The organism is Dermacoccus sp. 147Ba, from assembly GCF_004151355.1.
GTDB classification, from domain to species: domain Bacteria; phylum Actinomycetota; class Actinomycetes; order Actinomycetales; family Dermatophilaceae; genus Dermacoccus; species Dermacoccus abyssi.
Genome location: NZ_SEHL01000008.1, coordinates 1 through 17,636 on the forward strand (window position 1 = coordinate 1; position 17,636 = coordinate 17,636).

Sequence of the window (17,636 nt, forward strand, 5' to 3'; positions counted from 1 at the left end):
CCGGTGCACTTGTGTCGATCTGGCCGCGATATATCGCCGCCAGATCGAGATAACTGCACCGGATGCGTCGCGGGCCTTCGCCCTCGCCTTTACGACAGGTTGCCCAGGCGCTGCAGGCGGCCGCGCAGCGAATCCTGACGCTCGGCGTTGCCCGGCAGCTCGACGAAGCGCTCCCGGAACCGAGCCAGCAGGTCGTCCTCGAGTCGGCGAACCGCGCCGGGCGGGAAGCTGTAGCCCATCGCACGGGACACCCGCTCGGACGAGACACCCTGCAACTCCACGCGCAGGTCGTGGATCGACTCGACGCCGAGTTCCGTCAGCAAGTCGGCCGTGTCGACGTAGTGATCGACACGGGAGAAGCGCGAATCGGCGTAGCGGCCTGCGAGGAACGACGCGAGCTCGCGCGGGTCGATGCGCCCACCGGCATCGTCGAAGTCGCGCTCACGCACCCCCGACGCCAAGGTGTCGCGGATGACCGAGAACTCCCGGTCGGCCAACTCGATGAGCCCTGCCGCCAGTGTGAAGCGGCGGTCCAGCTCCGACGCGTGCTCGCTCGGCACCTCACCCTTGTACCGCGCGTCGTGCTCGAACTCGGCCCACGCGTGCTGCAGCACCGTGCGCAACTGCACCGAGACGCACTTCGACGCCTCGTACCCCGTCGCGTCGGGGTCGGTCGAGATCAGCATGTGACGACTCGCGTACCCGAACCGTCCCTCGCTCGCGGTTTCGCGTCCCATGTCGCGATCCTCGAGGACGGTGTAGTGGTCGCCGAGCAATTGGGCGACCGGCTCGATGTCGCTGAGCGTGTACGTCACGATGCGCACGCCCACCTGGTCGGTGATCTCGACGAGCGGGTCGAAGTCGGTGTGACCCAGCTGCTCCGCGCGGCGAACCACCTTGGCGGAGAAGGACGCAGGAGATTTCGCGCGACCCGTCACCGACAGGTAGTTGATGCCGGCGTCGTCGACGATCGCGCGGATGCGGCGCACCGTTTCGTCGGTGCGCCGCACGGTACGAGGGTGACGGGACGCGTACGTCGCGTTCGCTCGCTGCAGTGACTTGCGGCTCATGGGGGAATCCAAACAGAAACGACCGACGGCTGTCGGGAGGTGCGGGTTTCGAATCGGTGGGAAGGCGATGTCGGAGACGGTCGGTACCCTGGAAGGTAATATCCGCGCGTGCTCCGAGGCTCGCGCCGCACGAAGCGAGGCAAGTACGTGGTCAATGAGTCGGGCCAGGGGCGCGGTAACGCGGGTGGTCGCCCCGCCGCCGGAGGCAGGAAGCCGCAGGCTTCTTCGAAGGGTTCCTCGAAGAGCGCTGCGGCCGGGTGGATCGCCTCCCGCCGCGCCAAGGCGTCCAAGCGCTCGATGCCGGTGCGCATCCTGCGCGGTGCTCTCATCGGCTTCGCCAGCCTGTTCCTGCTCGCCGTCCTGGCTTTCGTCGTTCTCTACATGGCCATCGACATTCCCAAGGCCAACGCGCAAGCCACCCAGTCCGTCTCTGTCGTCTACTACGCCGACGGCAAGACGGAGATGGGTCGTTTCACCACGACGAACCGCGATCCCGTTGCCATCGAGAAGGTGCCCGAGCACGTCCAGCGCGCCTTCATCGCTGCGGAGGACCGCAGCTTCTATTCGAACCGAGGCATCTCACCGAAGGGCATCGCCCGAGCGTTCATCAACAACTTCAAGGGTGAGGGAAGCGGCAGTCAGGGTGGTTCGACCCTGACGCAGCAGTACGTCAAGAACTACTTCCTCACCCAGGACAAGACGATTACCCGCAAGGTCAAAGAGGTCGTCATCAGCCTCAAGGTCGACCAGGAGATGAGCAAGAACCAGATCCTGGAGGCCTACCTCAACAACGTCTACTTCGGACGTGGCGCGTACGGCGTCCAGGCTGCGGCCAAGTCCTACTTCCACAAGGACGTCTCGAAGCTGACGCCGGTCGAGGGCGCCTTCCTCGCGTCGGTGGTCAACAACCCGGAGAACATGGATCCGACGGTCGGTCCCAACTCCGAGAAGCGCGCCAACGCGCGTATGGCGTACACGCTCAACGGCATGGTGAGCATGGGGTGGCTCTCGGAGGCGGAGCGCTCCAAGGCGACGATGCCCACGTTCTACAAGCGTGAGCCCGTCAAGTACGCCGACGGACCCGAGGGGTACGTCGTCGTATCGGTGCGTCAGGAGCTGTCGCGCAAGCTCAAGCTCTCGACCACCGACATCGACCGTGGCGGTCTGCGCATCACGACGACGATCGACAAGCGCACCCAGGACGCCGCCGTCCGCGCCGTCGAGGCCCACACGCCTGTCGTGTTGCAGGGCAAGTTGCACACGGGTCTCGTCGCGGAGAAGGCGAACAACGGTGCCGTCGTCGCCATGTACGGCGGAGCCGACTACGACCCCGTCAAGGCGCCCTACTCCGACGCCGACCGCTCGATGCTGCAGAGTGCCTCGACGATGAAGATCTACGCAGCCATCGCTGCGCTGCGCGACGGCAAGACCATCGACACGCGGTACAACGGCAACAACTACATGCGGCTCGGGCCGAACTCGTTCGTGCAGAACGACCACAACAAGTCGTACGGCTTCCAGCCGATCACGAACATGCTCGCGTACTCGATCAACACGGCGTTCGTGCGGCTCAACCAGGACATCGGCCCGGAGAAGACCCTCAAGGCCGCACAGGATTCGGGCATGCCCAAGACCCTCGGTGGCATGAACGACACCAAGGAGATCCTCAACGTCCTCGGTACCGGTGACAGCCGCGTCGTCGACCAGGCCACGGGCTACAACACGCTCAACTCCGGCGGAAAGCGCTACGACCGCTACCTCATCTCGAAGGTGCGTACGTACGACGAGAGCTACAGCTACGACGTGAAGGTCGAGGGCGAGCAGGCCTATGACAAGGGCATCGCCGACGACGTCACGTGGGCTCTGGGCAAGACCGGCGTCTACGGAACGGCCGCCGGCACGCAGTACCAGCTGAACCGTCCGTTGGCCGCGAAGACGGGTACCGCGACGGGTAACAAGTACATCTGGTTCAACGGATTCACGCCGGGCCAGCTCACGACCTCCGTCGGGATGTACTACAGCGAGGACGGACGCACGGCGAAGCCGATGCAGAACCTGCCCGGCATCCCGTCGGCGGACGTCTACGGCGCCGGCCTGCCTCGCAAGGTGTGGGTCGACTTCATGAAGGCCGCGCTCCAGGGCCAGGAGGTCACGAAGCTGCCGGAGCGCTCGTACTACAACCAAAACAAGCCGCAGACCCAGGATCCTCTGCCGAGCAGCACCTACGTGCCCCCGTCAACGGCACCGACGCCCTACCCGGAGCGCAGCACGTCCTCGACGTCGTCGCCCTCGCCGGAGACGAGCGACTCCCCGGAGTCGTCCTCGAGCAGCTCGGGCAAGCTGCCCAGTTCGTCGAGTTCGTCCCCGAGCCGTTCCTCGAGTACGTCGAGTCCCAGGCCGTCGACGCCGCGGCCAACGTCGAGTTCTCCGCCGAGCCCGACGCCGACACCGAGTGGTTCCCTCACCTCGGCTCCGTGACCTAGCGGCCACGCTCTAGGGTTGGGCCCATGAGTTCAGGTGCGCAGAGGAAGAGCATGCGTCCTCAGCGTGTGCCGCGGCGCGCCGCGATGCCCTCGCGCACCGACTCCGTCGTCGCAGCGGCTTCGCACGTCATCGGAGGCCCGCTCGGGCGTCACGCCGTGCCGGGGGTGCGCGGATGGCGGCCCGCTGCGGCGGTTCTGTCGGCCCTCAGCTCGGTCTTCGTCGCGCTGGGCGTGCTCCAGAAGAACCACTGTGTCTCGACGGGCTGGGCCACGCCCGGATCGTTGTGGCGCGCCTGTTACTCGGATCTCCCCGTGGCCGTTGCGGGTGACGCAGGCAGCACGCCGTGGTCGTCACCGGGGAATGCGGGGCAGCCACCGCTGACCGCGGCCATCACCTGGATCGTGAGGATCCTCGTGCCCGGTGGTTCGCAGCTGCGTCTGCAGCAGGGCATGTTCGCCTGGGGCGCAGCGCTCATCGCCCTGCTCATCGCCCTCGCCGTCTGCTTCACCGCGGCGTCGCTGCCGAAGGGACCGTGGGCTGCTGCGCACGTTGCCCTCTCGCCCGTCCTCATCACGACGGCTCTCATCTCGTTCGACGCGTTCGCCGTGCTGCTCGTTGCGGCCGGGCTGTGGGCCTGGAGCCGCAACCGGGCGGCGCTGAGTGGCGGGTTGCTCGCCGCAGCGCTTCTCACCAGGCCCGCGTTGGGCACCGTGTTGCTCGCCGTCATCCTCGTGGCTCTGGCTCGTCGGCGCACCCGCGATCTGGCCGGCGTTGCTCTCGGCGCAGCCGTGACGTTCGCCGTCGTCGGGGGTCTCATGCTGATCTCCGGAGCCAACCCGTTCGCGTCCTTCACGACGTGGAAGGCGCAGGGCGCGTCGTACGGCTCGCTGTGGCAGATCTTCTCGTTCGCAGGCTTCACACTCTCGCCCACGTCCCTGACGGCGCTCGCTGTCACCGGCTGGATCCTCGCCATCGGTCTCGGCTGGCTTCTCGCGAGCCGCGACGAGACGATGACGCCCGCGGCCGTCGCGCTGCTCATGCTCGTCGTCGTCATGCTCACCTCGCGGGCGCTGCCGGTGCAGGCTGCTCTGTGGGTGCTTCCGCTCGTCGCCCTGTGCGCGATTCGTTGGCGCGACCACCTCGCGTGGGCGGGAGCAGAGTTCGCCTACTTCGTCGTCGTGTGGGGTTTCATCGCGCGTTCCTCGAACTCGGCCAAGGCGCTGCCGCAGGAGTGGTTCGCGGTCTTCGTCGCCGTGCGGCTCATCGCCGTTCTCTTCCTCGTGCGAGCCTGCATCGACTCCGTGGCCGGCACCGCCCGCCGGGCGAAGTGATCGCCGCCCGAGCCGACGCACCGACTCATGGGCAGTCGTCCACAGATTTCGTCCGTCGTGACGGCAACGGGTAGTCTTGAGAGGCTTACGCCCTCTTGTCCACAACCCGTGGACGCCACTTTCTTCCCGAAAGCGCTCACGACGAGCACGATCGGGCCAGGAGGCGGTGAGGGCGAGCAACGCTGCAACCCTCCTGTCACGGAGAGACCGTGACCGCTTTAGACCAAAGGAGGTGGGTTACCGCATGCGTCACTACGAGATGATGATCATCCTCGACGGCGAGCTCGACGAGCGTACGGTCCAGCCCTCGCTGGAGAAGTTCCTCACCGTCGTCACGAAGGACGGTGGCACCGTCGACAACGTCGACACCTGGGGCCGTCGTCGCATGGCGTACGACATCAAGAAGAAGTCCGAAGGCATCTACGTCGTGGTCGACTTCACGTCCACCCCGGCCACCGCCGCAGAGCTTGACCGCCAGCTGGGCCTCAACGAGTCCATCCTGCGCACCAAGATCCTGCGCAAGGACGCCTGAGAACTCCCCACACTTAAGTAGGAGGAACCACCCATGGCTGCAGGCGACGTCAACATCACCGTGATCGGCAACCTCACCGCCGACCCCGAGCTTCGGTACACGCCGAACGGGGCAGCGGTCGCCAACTTCACCGTGGCCTCGACCCCCCGCCAGTTCGACCGTCAGTCGAACGAGTGGAAGGACGGCGAGACCCTCTTCATGCGTTGCTCCATCTGGCGTGAAGCGGCGGAGAACGTCTCCGAGTCCCTGCAGCGCGGCACTCGGGTCGTCGTCACCGGCCGACTGAAGTCTCGTTCGTACGAGACGAAGGAAGGCGAGAAGCGCACGACGACCGAGCTCGAGGTCGACGAGATCGGCCCCTCGCTGCGTTACGCCACGGCGAAGGTCAACAAGACCCAGCGTTCCGGCGGCCCCGGCGGCGGCTTCGGAGGAGGCCAGGGGGGCGGCAACGTCTCCCAGGGCAACTTCGGCGGCCAGCAGGGCGGCAACGGTGGTGGTTTCGGTGGCGGCCAGCAGGGCGGCAACTTCGGTGGCAGCCCCAACGACGACCCGTGGGCAACCGGTGGCAACACCGGCGGCCAGCAGGGTGGTCAGGGCAACGCCGGCGGTCAGCAGGGCGGCAATGGTGGCTGGTCCACCGGCCCGTCCTACGACGAGCCCCCGTTCTGATCGGCTCCTCCTCACACCGGTCGTGATTCGTCACGACCCACCTCGCACCGGCCGACGGCCGAGGCGAAACAAGACACTCGCTATCCCGAGTCACCCACTCGGGCTCTCATAGAAGGAGAGCACCACGATGGCAAAGCCCGTTGTGCGTAAGCCCAAGAAGAAGGCCAACCCGCTGAAGGCGGCGAAGGTCGAGAACATCGACTACAAGGACGCAGCCCTGCTGCGCAAGTTCATCTCCGACCGCGGCAAGATCCGTGCGCGTCGCGTCACGGGCGTCTCCGTCCAGGAGCAGCGCCTAATCGCCAACGCCGTCAAGAACGCCCGCGAGATGGCCCTGCTGCCGTACTCGAGCTCGGCTCGCTGATCAGGCGGAAAGGAACACCATCATGAAGGTCATCCTGACGCACGAGGTTTCCAAGCTCGGCACGGCCGGTGACGTCGTCGACGTCAAGCCCGGCTTCGCCCGCAACTACCTCCTGCCGAACAACCTCGCCACCGAATGGACGAAGGGCGGCCAGAAGCAGGTCGACTCCATCCAGAAGGCTCGCGAGTCCCGCGCCGTCAAGACGCTCGAAGAGGCTCAGTCCATCAAGGGCAACCTCGAGAACGCCAAGGTGACGCTGAAGGCGCGCTCCGGTGAGAACGGTCGCCTCTTCGGCGCCGTGACCACGCACGAGATCGCCGACGCCATCAAGGAAGCCGGCGCCGGCTCCGTCGACAAGCGCAAGATCGAGATCACCACCCCGATCCGCTCGCTCGGCGACCACAGCGTCCTCGTCCGCCTCCACCCGGAGGTCCAGGCGAGGGTCAAGCTGAACGTCGCGCGCGCCTGACGCGTTCGCGTAGACCACGCAGAAGCTCCCACCCTCCTGGCGAGGGTGGGAGCTTCTGCATGTCGTGGGCAGAACTGTCCTCGACGACGTTCGATCTCGCGTACGCATGGCGAAGGCCCCGGCACATCCTCCTCGGATGTCCACGGGGCCTTCGCCGTCACACTTCGAGGACTGTCACAGTGGCGTCGCGAGGTGATCCCACATCGTCTTCGCGACGCGGTTGGCCACGCTCGTACCGATGGCCATCGTGGGGGTGCGCTGCAGGATGGCGAGCGTGTGGTTGCGTCCGTAGCCACCGACGTGGCCGACGCTGTTGATGCGCCACTGACCGTTGTAGGGCAGCCACCCGTTCTTGACCTGGGAGGTGCCGTACGTGCCGACACCCCAGCGCTGGCCGGAGGTCACCTGACCCATGAGCGTGCTGATGTAGCCGCGGTTGGTGCTGTTGAGCACCCGCCCGAACCAGAAGATCTCGTCCATGAGCACCATCTGGTCGTAGGCGGACGTCGTCGTCAGGCCCCAGGCCTTGTTCGTCACCGTCTGGGACATGCGCAGCTTCGTGGCCATGGCCTGAACGGCCGGCGCGCCGCCGACGCTCTTCCACAGGTTCGTCGCAGCGTTGTTGTCGCTGTAGCGGATCATGATGCTCGCCTGCGACTTCTCCCACGCCGTCAGGGCGCGCCCGAGGCGCTGAGCACGGTCACACACCGTGGCGAGGATGAGCACCTTGACGATGCTGGCGCACTCGTTGCGCACTCCCGCGCTGTACTGCCAGAACCGGCCGGAGCGGCGGTCGTAGACGGCGACCGACAGGGTTCCGGTCGTCGCCGCATCGATGGCGTAGATCTTGTCGCGAAGGCCCACGGTGGTGGCAGAGGCCTCAGCTGCGCCGACGAGACTCGGCAGCGCGAGAGCCGTGCCAGCGCCACCGGCGCCCAGGACGACGCCTCGTCGAGTGTACCCCTTGGGGGTTTCATGATGCTTTCCGACGCGAGCCATGTGGCCTCCCGAACTTCTGTGGTGTGGCCCTCAGGGTACGTGCAGTCAAGCGTCGTTCTGTCGACTTCGGCATGTCGATTCGGTTACGGAACAGCCAGTTCCATCCACGCGTCCACGCGGCGGCGACGATCCAGCACGACGCAGCGAGCCGTCAGGTAGAGCGAGTAGCAAACCCACAGAGCGGTCAGCGGGGCCGCGACGTCCAGCCCCTCGAGCCACTCGTCGGCGAGCATGAGCACGCCCAGGGCCGGGAGGTAGGCGAGCAGGAGGGCGACCTGTGCCTTGGCGAGGAATGGGCCGTCTCCGGCCCCCATGAGGACGCCGTCGAGGACGAAGAGGACCCCCGCGACCGGTTGGACGAGGGCGATGACGACCAGGGCGCCCGTGGTCGCGCGCAACACCGAGGGGTCGTCGGAGAACAGGTGGGGCAGGGGCCACGCGGCGGCGAGTGTCAGCAGGCCCGCTGCGGCACCGCTGTACCAGCCCCAGCGGGTGATGACGGCCGAGAGCTCGCGCGTCTCGTCGTGGTCGCCGCGCCCGAGCGACTCCCCGATGAGTGCCTGCGCGGCGATGGCAATGGCATCGAGGGCGAAGGTGAGAAAGGTGAAGATCGTCATCGCGACCTGGTGCGCGGCCAGCGTCGTGGCACCGAACGTGCCGGCCGCCGCCGTCGTCAGCAGCAGGACGGCGCGCAGCGCCACCGTGCGCACGAGCAGCGGCGCGCCGAAGCGGGCAGCCGCCAGGACGCGGGCGGGATGGGGACGCAGGTCGAGGTGGCGGGTGCGGCGCACGATGGAGACGAGTAGCGCCAGGGCCATGAGCCACTGTGCGACCACCGTTCCCACGGCGGCACCGGCCAGCCCCCAGCCGACCACGAGGACGAGAAAGGCGTTGAGAGCGGCGTTGACCGCAAAACCGATGCCTGTCACCCACAGAGGCGTCTTCGTGTCCTGGAGGCCCCGGAGAAGGCCCTGTGCCGCGAGGGCGATGAGCATGGCCGGGATGCCGACGGAGCTGATCTGGAGGTAGGTCGTGGCTTGGTCGACCACGTCGGCCCCGCCCGAGCCACTCATGGCGCGTGCTGCGGGACGGGCGAGGACTGCGGTGACGGCGGACAGCGGCAGGCCGAGAGCGAGGGCCAACCAGACACCGTCGAGGCCGGCCTGGACGGCGTCGTCCTGGTGGCCGCGGCCGAGGTGTCGTGCCACGACGGCGGTCGTCGCATAGGCGAGGAAGACGAAGATGCCGGTGGCGGTGAGGAGGATCGCGCTCGCGGCTCCGAGCGCGGCGAGCGCCGACGTTCCGAGGCGCCCCACGACGACCGAATCGGTGAGGAGAAACAGGGGCTCTGCGATCAGGGTGAAGAACGCAGGCACCGCGAGTCGGGCGATGGGGTGCGTCACACGGCTCCTAACGTCTCACGATGCGAGATGCACCACACATTTTTTCGCGGAGTGTCGGCGCGCCTTCCATGACGTTCGACCTGTATCTGATATGGGCCGAAATTCTGCAGAACCACGCACGATCGGGTGATTCACAGCGTCGTGCTTTTACGCGCATACTGCTCGACGAGTCAAGCATCCACCCCTGCGTGTCGGCAACTTTCACTTTCTTCACAGGGTCCGGTCAGGCACAGTAAACGAGCACCTTTGTGAGCGGGGGCTGGCAGGGGTGTGGCAGTGACGTGCGCACGCACCCGACGTCCGAGACGTCGGGGGTGTGCACGTCGTGACGACTTCACCTAGGAAGGCTGCTCATTTGAGTACCCACGTTCCCTTGCACATGAGGCGGCGCCAACGCTCTACCTCTGCGCTGCCGCGCCTGACGGTCAAGCAAGCCGTCGGCGCCGGTGTTGCGCTCGCCATTCCGACGGGTGGCACGCTGATGGCGGCCGCGCCGGCGCTCGCCGCGCCCGGTGACGACACCACCAACGGCTCCGCCTCCACCCCCCGCCCGACGCTCTCGTACGGCTCGCGCGGCGCCGCCGTCAAGATCGTTCAGGCCCGCGTCGGTGTCACCGCCGACGGCATCTTCGGCCCCGCCACGCTGAGCGCGGTCAAGACGTTCCAGCGCGCCAACGGCCTCGTGCCGGACGGCATCGTGGGAGCGCGCACCTGGGCCAAGGTGGGCGGCTCGGCCGTCACGCCGACGCGTCCGACGACACCCACCACGGGCACGACGACGCCCACGGTGCCGACGACCACGACCCCGGCCTGCTCGCCGACGTCGACGACGTTGCGCATGGGCAACTCGGGCCAGCTCGTCAAGGTGCTGCAGGACCGTCTCGGCCTGCCCACGGACGGTTGGTTCGGTGCCGACACGAAGGCCAAGGTGCTCGCCTTCCAGCGCGCAACCGGTCTGTACGCGGACGGCATCGTCGGCCCGCGCACGTGGACGAAGCTCGGATGCGTCGGCCCGAACGCCCCGCAGCCGACGACGCCGCCGGTGTCGACGCCGTCCGTGCCGAGTACTCCGGCCACGGGTACCGCGGCGCAGGTCATCGCCTTCGCCCAGACGTTCGCGGGAACGCCGTACGTGTGGGGCGGTTCGTCGCCTGCCGGCTTCGACTGCTCCGGTCTGACGAGCTACGTGTTCAAGAACTTCGGCTACTACATGCCGCGTACCGCGGCTCAGCAGCAGGCGTACTTCCCGCGTGTCTCCGACCCGCAGCCCGGTGACCTCGTCTTCTGGGGTTACCCGGCGTACCACGTCGGTATCTACGTGGGGAACGGCATGATGATCGACTCGTCGCAGCCGGGCGTTCCGGTTGCGATGCGCAAGGTCTACAGATTGCCGTCGGGGTACGCGCGCGTCATCAAGTAGGGATCACCAAAGCCTCCGCGGTGTGACGGGGATGGCGCTCGGATCGGTTCGGTACCGGCAGTGGGGAAGCTGACACGGTCGACGAGCTGAGCGCCGTCCCACATCGTGGACAAAATTGAAGAAGAAATTTTCTGTCGAACATTTTTTCGAAGAGCGAAAGGATGTTCGATTCGTGCTGCCCGAAAACTCGCACAATTCGCCCGAATTTCCCGTCATCACAGGCAGATCACGGCGGCTCTGAACGACACGAGTGTAATTTTTTCGGTGCTTTGAAGCGCTCATTCGGTGGGGCATCCTCGGTCATGTCACGCATTCAGCGTGGCCTCAGATCCCTGTGAGCGCGTTGTCGGCTTCGCCCGTGCGCTCCACGAACTCACGGAGTGCAGAAGCCATGACGAAGTACGTGCCCAAGCATCTCTCCTCGCATGCCGGCTACCTCGACTCGGCTCGTGTCGGTGCCGCAGCTGCGCGCAGTGGTCGTTCCGCCGTCGCGCTCGGTGTGAGTGCGGCCCTTCCGACCGGTGCGGCAGCCCTCATGGCGGCCCCCGCTCTCGCCGTCGAAGGCGACAAGGCCGCCGAGGCAGCTGCCGGTGACACCCCCAAGACGGTGGCGTTCGGCGCTCGTGGTGGTGACGTGACGCAGGTCCAGGCCCGCCTGGCGCTCGTGCGTGACGGCATCTACGGCCCCATCACGACCGCCGCGGTCAAGGACTTCCAGCGCGCCAACAACCTTTCCGTCGACGGTGTCGTCGGATCGAAGACCTGGTCCGTTCTCAACGCCACGTCGACGAAGCCCGCCTCGAAGCCGGGTTCGAAGGACTCGGTCGTCAACATCGGCGACGAGGGCGCCGTCGTGCGCGCGGTGCAGAAGAAGCTCGGCATCACGGCCGACGGTGTCTTCGGCCCGAAGACGCTCACCGCCGTCAAGGCGTTCCAGACCGATAAGGGCCTCGCCGTCGACGGCATTGTCGGCGTCCGCACGACCTACGCGCTCGCCAAGACGGATGCTGCTTCCGCCAAGAAGAGCACGCCCAAGAGCTCGTCGAAGAAGGTGGCCCGCAAGGCTGCTCGTCCGACGCTCGTGAGCCCGAACGCCCCCTACGAACTGCCGTTCCCGAGCGGTTACGCGGCGCCGATCTCGCAGGGCCCGTACGGCTCGGCCAGCCACTACAAGTGGAACGACAAGCACCACGTCGACTTCGCGGTGCCCGCAGGGACGCCCGTCGTCGCGTCGGCCTCCGGCGTCGTCATCATGGCGGAGTACAACACCGGCGGCGGCAACACCATCCTCATCCGCGACGCCTCCGGTCACGCGATGGAGTACGCGCACCTGTCGTCCATGAACGTCGTTCCCGGTCAGCGTGTCGTCCAGGGTCAGCAGATCGCTCGCTCGGGCAACACGGGCAACTCCACCGGCCCGCACCTGCACTGGGGCATCGTGGACGGACGCAACTTCGTGAGCATCAAGATCGCGGAGTCGAAGGAGCTCGGTACGTCGTACGTGCCCGGCACACTCGCGATGTCGCGCAACGGCTGACCCGCCGTGTGCTCACCGACGGGCGCCTCTTCCGACTGGGAGAGGCGCCCGTCGGCGTTCGCGAGCGTAGGGGTCGGGACGTGTCGTTGAACAGTCGTGAACGTGAAGTCACCGGTGAGCAGTTGCGTCGTCACGTCGAGGTGCTCGGGGTGAGCGAGCAGGCGCTGGCAGCCTGGCTTGACCTCGAACCGCAGGCGGTGGAGGACACCGTTGCCATGCGGGGTGCGGATCCTGTCGTCGTGTGGCTCGTGCGGGACGGGCTGGACGCGCTGGCGCGTCACCGCGGCGTGAACGCAGGTGGGTGGACGGTGTTGACGGACTCGTCCCGGCAAGCCGCGCAGCGCTGGTTCCGTCTGCGGGCGGTTCCACCGGTGGAGTCCTTCAAGGGGTGACGAAGGCCGCCGGGGCTTTACCGGTGGCCGGCTCCGACCCGGTGCTCCGAGCGCAGCGGCGTCGCTTCGGATTTCGGTCTGTGCCGGGTGGTTGCGTGTCGAAGCGTGCTGCACGGTCGGTTTCTTGATTTGGTGAGGGTGGCGTCTCGGTTCGTCAGCCCCCAACCGCTCGTCGCCGAAGGACGCAGGCTCGCTTCGCGGGTCGGCGTCCGGGGTTCGTCGGCGAGCACCATCGCGAGCCGGGACGCCACCACGTCGCCTTCGCGTCCGGCAGGCCGGTTTCACGTCGTGATTTCGCCCAGCCAGGTCGGGCGGACGGGGCCCGAACGGCTGTTGATCGTACGGTGAACGATCCCAACGCCTGTGGACGGCAATATTTCTTGTCGCACAGGACGGAAGAGATTTTCGTCCCCAGGCTGGGGACGAAGGTTGCGCCGTCATGACGGGATTTTCGTGAGGGTCGGTTCAATTCGTCCACAGGCTTGTCCCCGTGTTTCCCACAGGGGTGGACGGCGTTTCCAACACGTTGTGCACAACGTTGTCCACAGGCCGGTTGGTGAACGGACGGGGTTGCTCCGTACGGTTGTCGGTGCTGAGTGAGATGGTGCCTTCTGTGCCGCTCGAGGTGGCACCGACGGGCAGTGCGACGCGGCGAGTTCGCGCCGGGATGAGGAGTGGCGGCATGGCCGAGTTGGAGCCGTACGAGGCGCCGCCGGAGTTCGACGCACCCGGCGACGCGATGCCGCCCGGCAAGCTGCCGCCGCAGGATCTGCAGGCCGAGCAGAGCGTCATCGGCGGCATGATGCTGAGCAAGGACGCCATCGCCGACGTCATTGCAGAGGTCAAGGGCGTCGACTTCTACCGTCCGGCGCACGAGGTCGTCTTCGACGCCATCACCGACCTGTACGGGCGCGGCGAGCCGGTGGACGCCATCACCGTCGCCGACGAGCTGACGAAGCGCGGCGAACTCGGGCGCATCGGTGGGCAGGCGTACCTGCACCAGCTCATCTCGAGCGTGCCGACCGCGGCGAACGCCGGGTACTACGCGCAGATCGTCGCGGAGCGAGCGGTGCTGCGTCGCCTCGTCGACGCGGGTACGCGCATCGTGCAGATGGGCTATGGCGATGACGGCGGGGATGTCGAGGACATCGTCAACGCGGCGCAGGCAGAAGTTTATGCGGTCGCCGACAAGCGCGGCGGTGAGGACTACGTCCAGCTCGGTGACGTGCTGGAGCTGACGGTCGACGAGATCGAGCAGATTCAGGGTGGCGGGCAGGCGGCCGGCATCCTCACGGGCTTCGCCGACTTCGACGAACTGACGAACGGTCTGCACGCCGGCCAGATGATCGTCATCGCGGCGCGACCGGCGATGGGTAAGTCCACGCTGGGCATGGACTTCATCCGCAACGCGGCCATCCAGCACGGGCACTGCGCGGCCTTCTTCTCCCTGGAAATGGGGCGCACGGAGATCACCATGCGCATCCTGGCCGCCGAGGCGGGCATCCAGATGCAGAACATGCGCAAGGGCACGATGACCGACGACGAGTGGGTCAAGATCGCCACGACGATGGGGCGCATCAACGAGGCGCCGCTGTTCATCGACGATTCGCCGAACATGTCGCTCATGGAGATTCGGGCGAAGGCGCGCCGCCTCAAGCAGCGGCACAACCTGAAGATCTTGGCGATCGATTACCTGCAGCTCATGAGTTCGGGCAAGCGCGTCGAGTCGCGTCAGCAGGAGGTGTCGGAGTTCTCACGTGCGCTCAAGCTGCTCGCGAAGGAGCTCGAGGTTCCGGTCATCGCGATTTCGCAGCTGAACCGTGGCCCGGAGCAGCGCACCGACAAGCGTCCACAGATGTCGGACCTGCGTGAATCGGGTTCGATCGAGCAGGACGCCGACATGGTCATCCTGCTCCACCGAGACGACTACTTCGACAAGGACTCGCAGCGCCCCGGCGAGGCCGACATCATCGTCGCCAAGCACCGTGCCGGCGCAACGAAGGACATCACCGTCGCCTTCCAGGGCCACCTGTCGCGCTTCAAGGACATGGGCGGCCAGAACTTCTGATCGTTGTCGAGACCGCCCCTACTTTGCACAACTGCCCGCGTATGCAGCATACGGAGGCGACGGCGTGTCTACGGGATCAGGAGAGTTGTTGCATGATAAAGGCACCCCGCGTTGGGGGTGAGTGTGCTTAGTTCGTGTAGACGCAGTGAGGGCGTCCCGTTGCAGCGGGACGCCCTCGATGACAAAGACCTGCTTCGCGACGTTGAAGATGAGTTCTGTCGTGTCCAGTGTAGGACTGTCGCTGGTGAGCCCGCTGGAAGGTTCACCGACGTGGAGGGTTATTGGGCCGGATGGCGTCCTGTCCGAGTGGGACTGGGCTTCCGGGGCGCCACCGGTGAGAGATCTCTGCCGGTCCGCAAGGTGCGCTCCGCGGCGTTGTCCCGCCACATCCCGGTGCGGGCGCGCGTGTCTACGATCGGCGGCCCACTGCTGCTGGAGTCAGGTCTGGAGCACGAGCTGGTGACCTGGCTCGACCATCGTCGGGACGTGGAGTGGATCGTCGCGCAACCTGTTCGACTGACGTGGTCTGACGGGATCTCCCATTGCCCTGACATTCTTGCGGTCAATTCGTATGGACAGGTTCAGGTGTGGGACGCCCGCCCTGCGGCGCGCCAGGATGACGCATTCGATCTGAAGGCTGCTCGCACTGGGGCCGAGTGTGAGCGGGTGGGATGGTCATACTCGACCTTCGCCGGCCTGCCGGCGGTGGCTTCGTCCAATTTGCGGTGGATCGCCGGTGCGCGGCGAATCCCCGAGTGGTTGGAGGCGGCCAGGCCGGCCCTGATGGAGTTGTTCACTGCGGGCCCTCGGCCGCTCAGGGACGTGCTGGCCAGTGATGACGGACGAGGATTTCGGACCCGGGCGTTCTGGCACCTGGTGTGGACCGAAGACCTCGTGATGGAGCTGGACGAGTTGTGGGACGAGGACACTCTCGTGGTGGCCCGCGGTGGGGCGGAAGCATGAACGGCGGGGTGCGTGTAGACCTGGTTGCGGGTTCAAGTGTTCTGCTGCCCAAGGGTGTTCGCGTGGTGGTGTCGGTGAATCCGACCGGAGTGGTCGTGAAGGACTTCTCCGGCGACGCCACGACGCTTTTGTGGGCTGACCTGCAGACAGCTCGCAGGGTTGCGGATGGACGCGTAGACGCGGTGGCACTTCCGGTGGCCTCCTTGCTGGCCGGCCTGAGCAAACCTGCGAGGGATGCGGCGCTTGACCGGCTGGAGGTGGTGCAGACCATCTTGACGGGATACGCCAACGGACATCCTGCTCTCGCCCGGGAAGGGGAACCGTTCTCGGCGTTCGACCCCAAGGGAGGCTTCAGCGAACGTGCAAGGTGCCTGTCCATGGCCGCTCTCTTGGAGTCGGAGGCTGCGATCAACCGTCGCGCGCAGCGCGCCCGCGAGGACCGCGAACGCCGCCCGTACGAGTCGATCGGCGGCACCGCGTTACGCACGATCCAGGCGTGGGTCCAGGCCTACAACGATCCCGTCAACGGCGGTGTCCTCGCCCTGATCGATGGACGGAGCAAGAAGTCTCACAAGGACTTCGCCAGCCTTGACCCCGAGTTGATGCGAGTCGCCGACGAGGTCCTGTCGGCCATGGACGGGACCCAGTCTCTGCTTGAGATCAACGAACTGTACCGGCGCACCCGACTGGCGCTGAATTGCGAAGGTCTGCACGACGTCCACGTTCCCGAAGCAACTCTGCGGGCCTACCTGTCTCGTGGCCTGAACCAGCGCGGACGGACGACGCGTAGGCAGACGACGACGCGCCTGCGCGGGGCCATGGCCGTCACGTCGTACCCGGCCTTGCGGCCTGGGCAGGTGGTGGCGGTGGACGTGACCCGAGCCGACAACTTCGTGGTGGACCCGTGGACCGGCGAGGCGATCTCGGTGGAGATCATGACGGCGCTGGACGTGAGCTCCCGGGTGGCTCTCGCCCTGAGGGTGGTCCCACGAAGCGCGACGTCCATAGAAGCCGGGCTCCTGCTGTACGACGTGCTGCGCCCGTTCAGCCAGGCCGTCAGCAAGGACCGCGCAGATGACTGGCGGTGGGCCGGCGCGCCGGAGTTCTTCGGCCCCATCAGCAATGCGGTTGTCAAGGCCGAGGAGTTGTCCGTGCGCCCGTTGATCGGGGAGCACGTGATCCCAGGCGTCCTGCCCGAGGCGATCAGAGCCGATCACGGCAGCATCTTCACCAGCCGGCACTTCATGATGGTGTGCGATCGTCTGGACATCCACCTCCTCCTGGCTGCATTTGGCGCGCACTGCGCACAACGCGAAGGCTTCACTGTTTCGGGCGCCGGCCGACAGCCTGGCCTGACATGATGGGGCAAAACGACCCGAAAGGTCCGACGATGCGATCTCTCACCGTCCGCCGCGCGCTCGCCGTAGTGGCCGCTGCGTTATGTGCGGCCGTGCCGGCTGCATCTAGCGCCTCCCCTTCCGGGGAGAATGGGTGGCTTTCTGCCGGGCGGGCGCACACGTGCCTGGTAACCGACGGTGGCGGTGTCGAGTGCTGGGGCGACAACTCCGACGGTCAGCTCGGTGACGGAACGAGAACGAGCTCTAATGTCCCCGTCAGCGTGCAGGGGTGAGCTTCGTCGTCTCGGCTCTCAGCTGGGCGTTCTCCGCCTCCAGCCGTGCCACGCGCTGCTCGAGCGGCTCATCAGGATTCGATGTGGAAGCCGTCGGCGCGGACCGCAACGGGCTGTCTGTCAGCGTGCCGTCAGCCGCCGTTTTCTTCCCGGTCCCGTGAGTCTCCAGCCACTGCCGCAGCGTTCCCCGGACGATCCCGAGGTCCTCCGCGATACCGCGGGGCGTCGCTCCCGGAGTCGACTCATACAGGTCGACCGCCTGCCGGCGGAACTCCTCGGAGTAGTTCTTTCTGGCCATGGTTCAT

16 protein-coding genes and 1 pseudogene are annotated in these 17,636 nt (G+C 66.6%); 13 read left to right on the top strand and 4 right to left on the bottom strand.

The features are described from left to right. Nucleotides 1–89: 89 nt before the first annotated feature. The gene (locus EVU97_RS10905; RefSeq protein ID WP_047310887.1) at nt 90–1,070 is read right to left on the bottom strand and encodes a GTP pyrophosphokinase family protein; all 981 of its coding nucleotides are present in this window, start codon (nt 1,068–1,070) and stop codon (nt 90–92) included. A gap of 108 nt (nt 1,071–1,178) precedes the next feature. Between EVU97_RS10905 and EVU97_RS10910 the strand changes: the two genes are divergently transcribed. The 6 genes from EVU97_RS10910 to rplI all read left to right on the top strand — a co-directional run bounded on the left by EVU97_RS10910 (nt 1,179) and on the right by rplI (nt 6,919). After that, entirely contained in the window at nt 1,179–3,548 is a 2,370-nt protein-coding gene (locus EVU97_RS10910; protein ID WP_129665783.1) for a transglycosylase domain-containing protein, read from the top strand. A 56-nt stretch (nt 3,549–3,604) separates the two neighbouring features. Then, a complete protein-coding gene (locus EVU97_RS10915) occupies nt 3,605–4,885 on the top strand; it encodes a hypothetical protein (protein WP_052946854.1) in 1,281 nt (426 codons plus the stop codon). A 244-nt stretch (nt 4,886–5,129) separates the two neighbouring features. Beyond that, nucleotides 5,130–5,417: a 30S ribosomal protein S6 gene (gene rpsF, locus EVU97_RS10920; protein ID WP_047311233.1), complete on the top strand. Its 288-nt coding sequence runs from the start codon at nt 5,130–5,132 to the stop codon at nt 5,415–5,417. Between the two features lie 33 nt (nt 5,418–5,450). After that, nucleotides 5,451–6,086 (top strand): single-stranded DNA-binding protein, encoded by a 636-nt coding sequence (locus EVU97_RS10925; RefSeq protein ID WP_047310888.1) that lies wholly within the window; start codon nt 5,451–5,453, stop codon nt 6,084–6,086. A gap of 127 nt (nt 6,087–6,213) precedes the next feature. Next, complete coding sequence (rpsR, locus tag EVU97_RS10930) at nt 6,214–6,450, top strand: 30S ribosomal protein S18 (protein WP_006944621.1); 237 nt, start codon at nt 6,214–6,216, stop codon at nt 6,448–6,450. A 22-nt stretch (nt 6,451–6,472) separates the two neighbouring features. Further along, nucleotides 6,473–6,919, top strand: coding sequence for a 50S ribosomal protein L9 (gene rplI, locus EVU97_RS10935; RefSeq protein WP_129665785.1), 447 nt, complete (start codon nt 6,473–6,475; stop codon nt 6,917–6,919). A 174-nt stretch (nt 6,920–7,093) separates the two neighbouring features. Here rplI and EVU97_RS10940 read toward each other — a convergent pair whose 3' ends face one another. Both EVU97_RS10940 and EVU97_RS10945 read right to left on the bottom strand, forming a co-directional pair. Beyond that, a complete protein-coding gene (locus EVU97_RS10940; RefSeq protein ID WP_129665787.1) occupies nt 7,094–7,918 on the bottom strand; it encodes a serine hydrolase in 825 nt (274 codons plus the stop codon). An 83-nt stretch (nt 7,919–8,001) separates the two neighbouring features. Beyond that, nucleotides 8,002–9,321, bottom strand: a complete 1,320-nt coding sequence (locus tag EVU97_RS10945; protein WP_047310890.1) for an MATE family efflux transporter — start codon at nt 9,319–9,321, stop codon at nt 8,002–8,004. Between the two features lie 379 nt (nt 9,322–9,700). On the opposite strand from EVU97_RS10945, the gene EVU97_RS10950 reads away from it, so the two are divergent. The 7 genes from EVU97_RS10950 (at nt 9,701) to EVU97_RS15445 (ending at nt 17,331) form a co-directional block, all read left to right on the top strand. Further along, on the top strand, nt 9,701–10,741 hold the full coding sequence (locus EVU97_RS10950; protein WP_129665789.1) for a peptidoglycan-binding protein: 1,041 nt from the start codon (nt 9,701–9,703) through the stop codon (nt 10,739–10,741). A gap of 391 nt (nt 10,742–11,132) precedes the next feature. Beyond that, nucleotides 11,133–12,278 carry a peptidoglycan DD-metalloendopeptidase family protein gene (locus tag EVU97_RS10955; RefSeq protein ID WP_052946857.1) on the top strand — a complete coding sequence of 382 codons (1,146 nt, stop codon included), beginning with the start codon at nt 11,133–11,135 and terminating at the stop codon, nt 12,276–12,278. Between the two features lie 80 nt (nt 12,279–12,358). Beyond that, entirely contained in the window at nt 12,359–12,670 is a 312-nt protein-coding gene (locus EVU97_RS14985) for a DUF2316 family protein (protein ID WP_165357944.1), read from the top strand. 682 nt (nt 12,671–13,352) lie between these two features. Further along, nucleotides 13,353–14,738, top strand: a complete 1,386-nt coding sequence (gene dnaB, locus EVU97_RS10965; RefSeq protein ID WP_082128679.1) for a replicative DNA helicase — start codon at nt 13,353–13,355, stop codon at nt 14,736–14,738. Nucleotides 14,739–15,008: 270 nt separating this feature from the next. Then, entirely contained in the window at nt 15,009–15,701 is a 693-nt protein-coding gene (locus EVU97_RS10970; protein WP_165357945.1) for a TnsA-like heteromeric transposase endonuclease subunit, read from the top strand. Then, entirely contained in the window at nt 15,698–17,062 is a 1,365-nt protein-coding gene (locus tag EVU97_RS10975) for a hypothetical protein (RefSeq protein ID WP_129665793.1), read from the top strand. Before EVU97_RS10970 ends, EVU97_RS10975 begins: the two co-directional genes overlap by 4 nt. Before the next feature lie 29 nt (nt 17,063–17,091). Next, a complete protein-coding gene (locus tag EVU97_RS15445; RefSeq protein ID WP_197078939.1) occupies nt 17,092–17,331 on the top strand; it encodes a hypothetical protein in 240 nt (79 codons plus the stop codon). Here EVU97_RS15445 and EVU97_RS10985 read toward each other — a convergent pair. Next, nucleotides 17,318–17,629, bottom strand: a pseudogene (locus EVU97_RS10985) (IS3 family transposase); the annotation flags it as partial. The gene EVU97_RS15445 and the pseudogene EVU97_RS10985 overlap by 14 nt on opposite strands. Nucleotides 17,630–17,636: the final 7 nt, after the last annotated feature.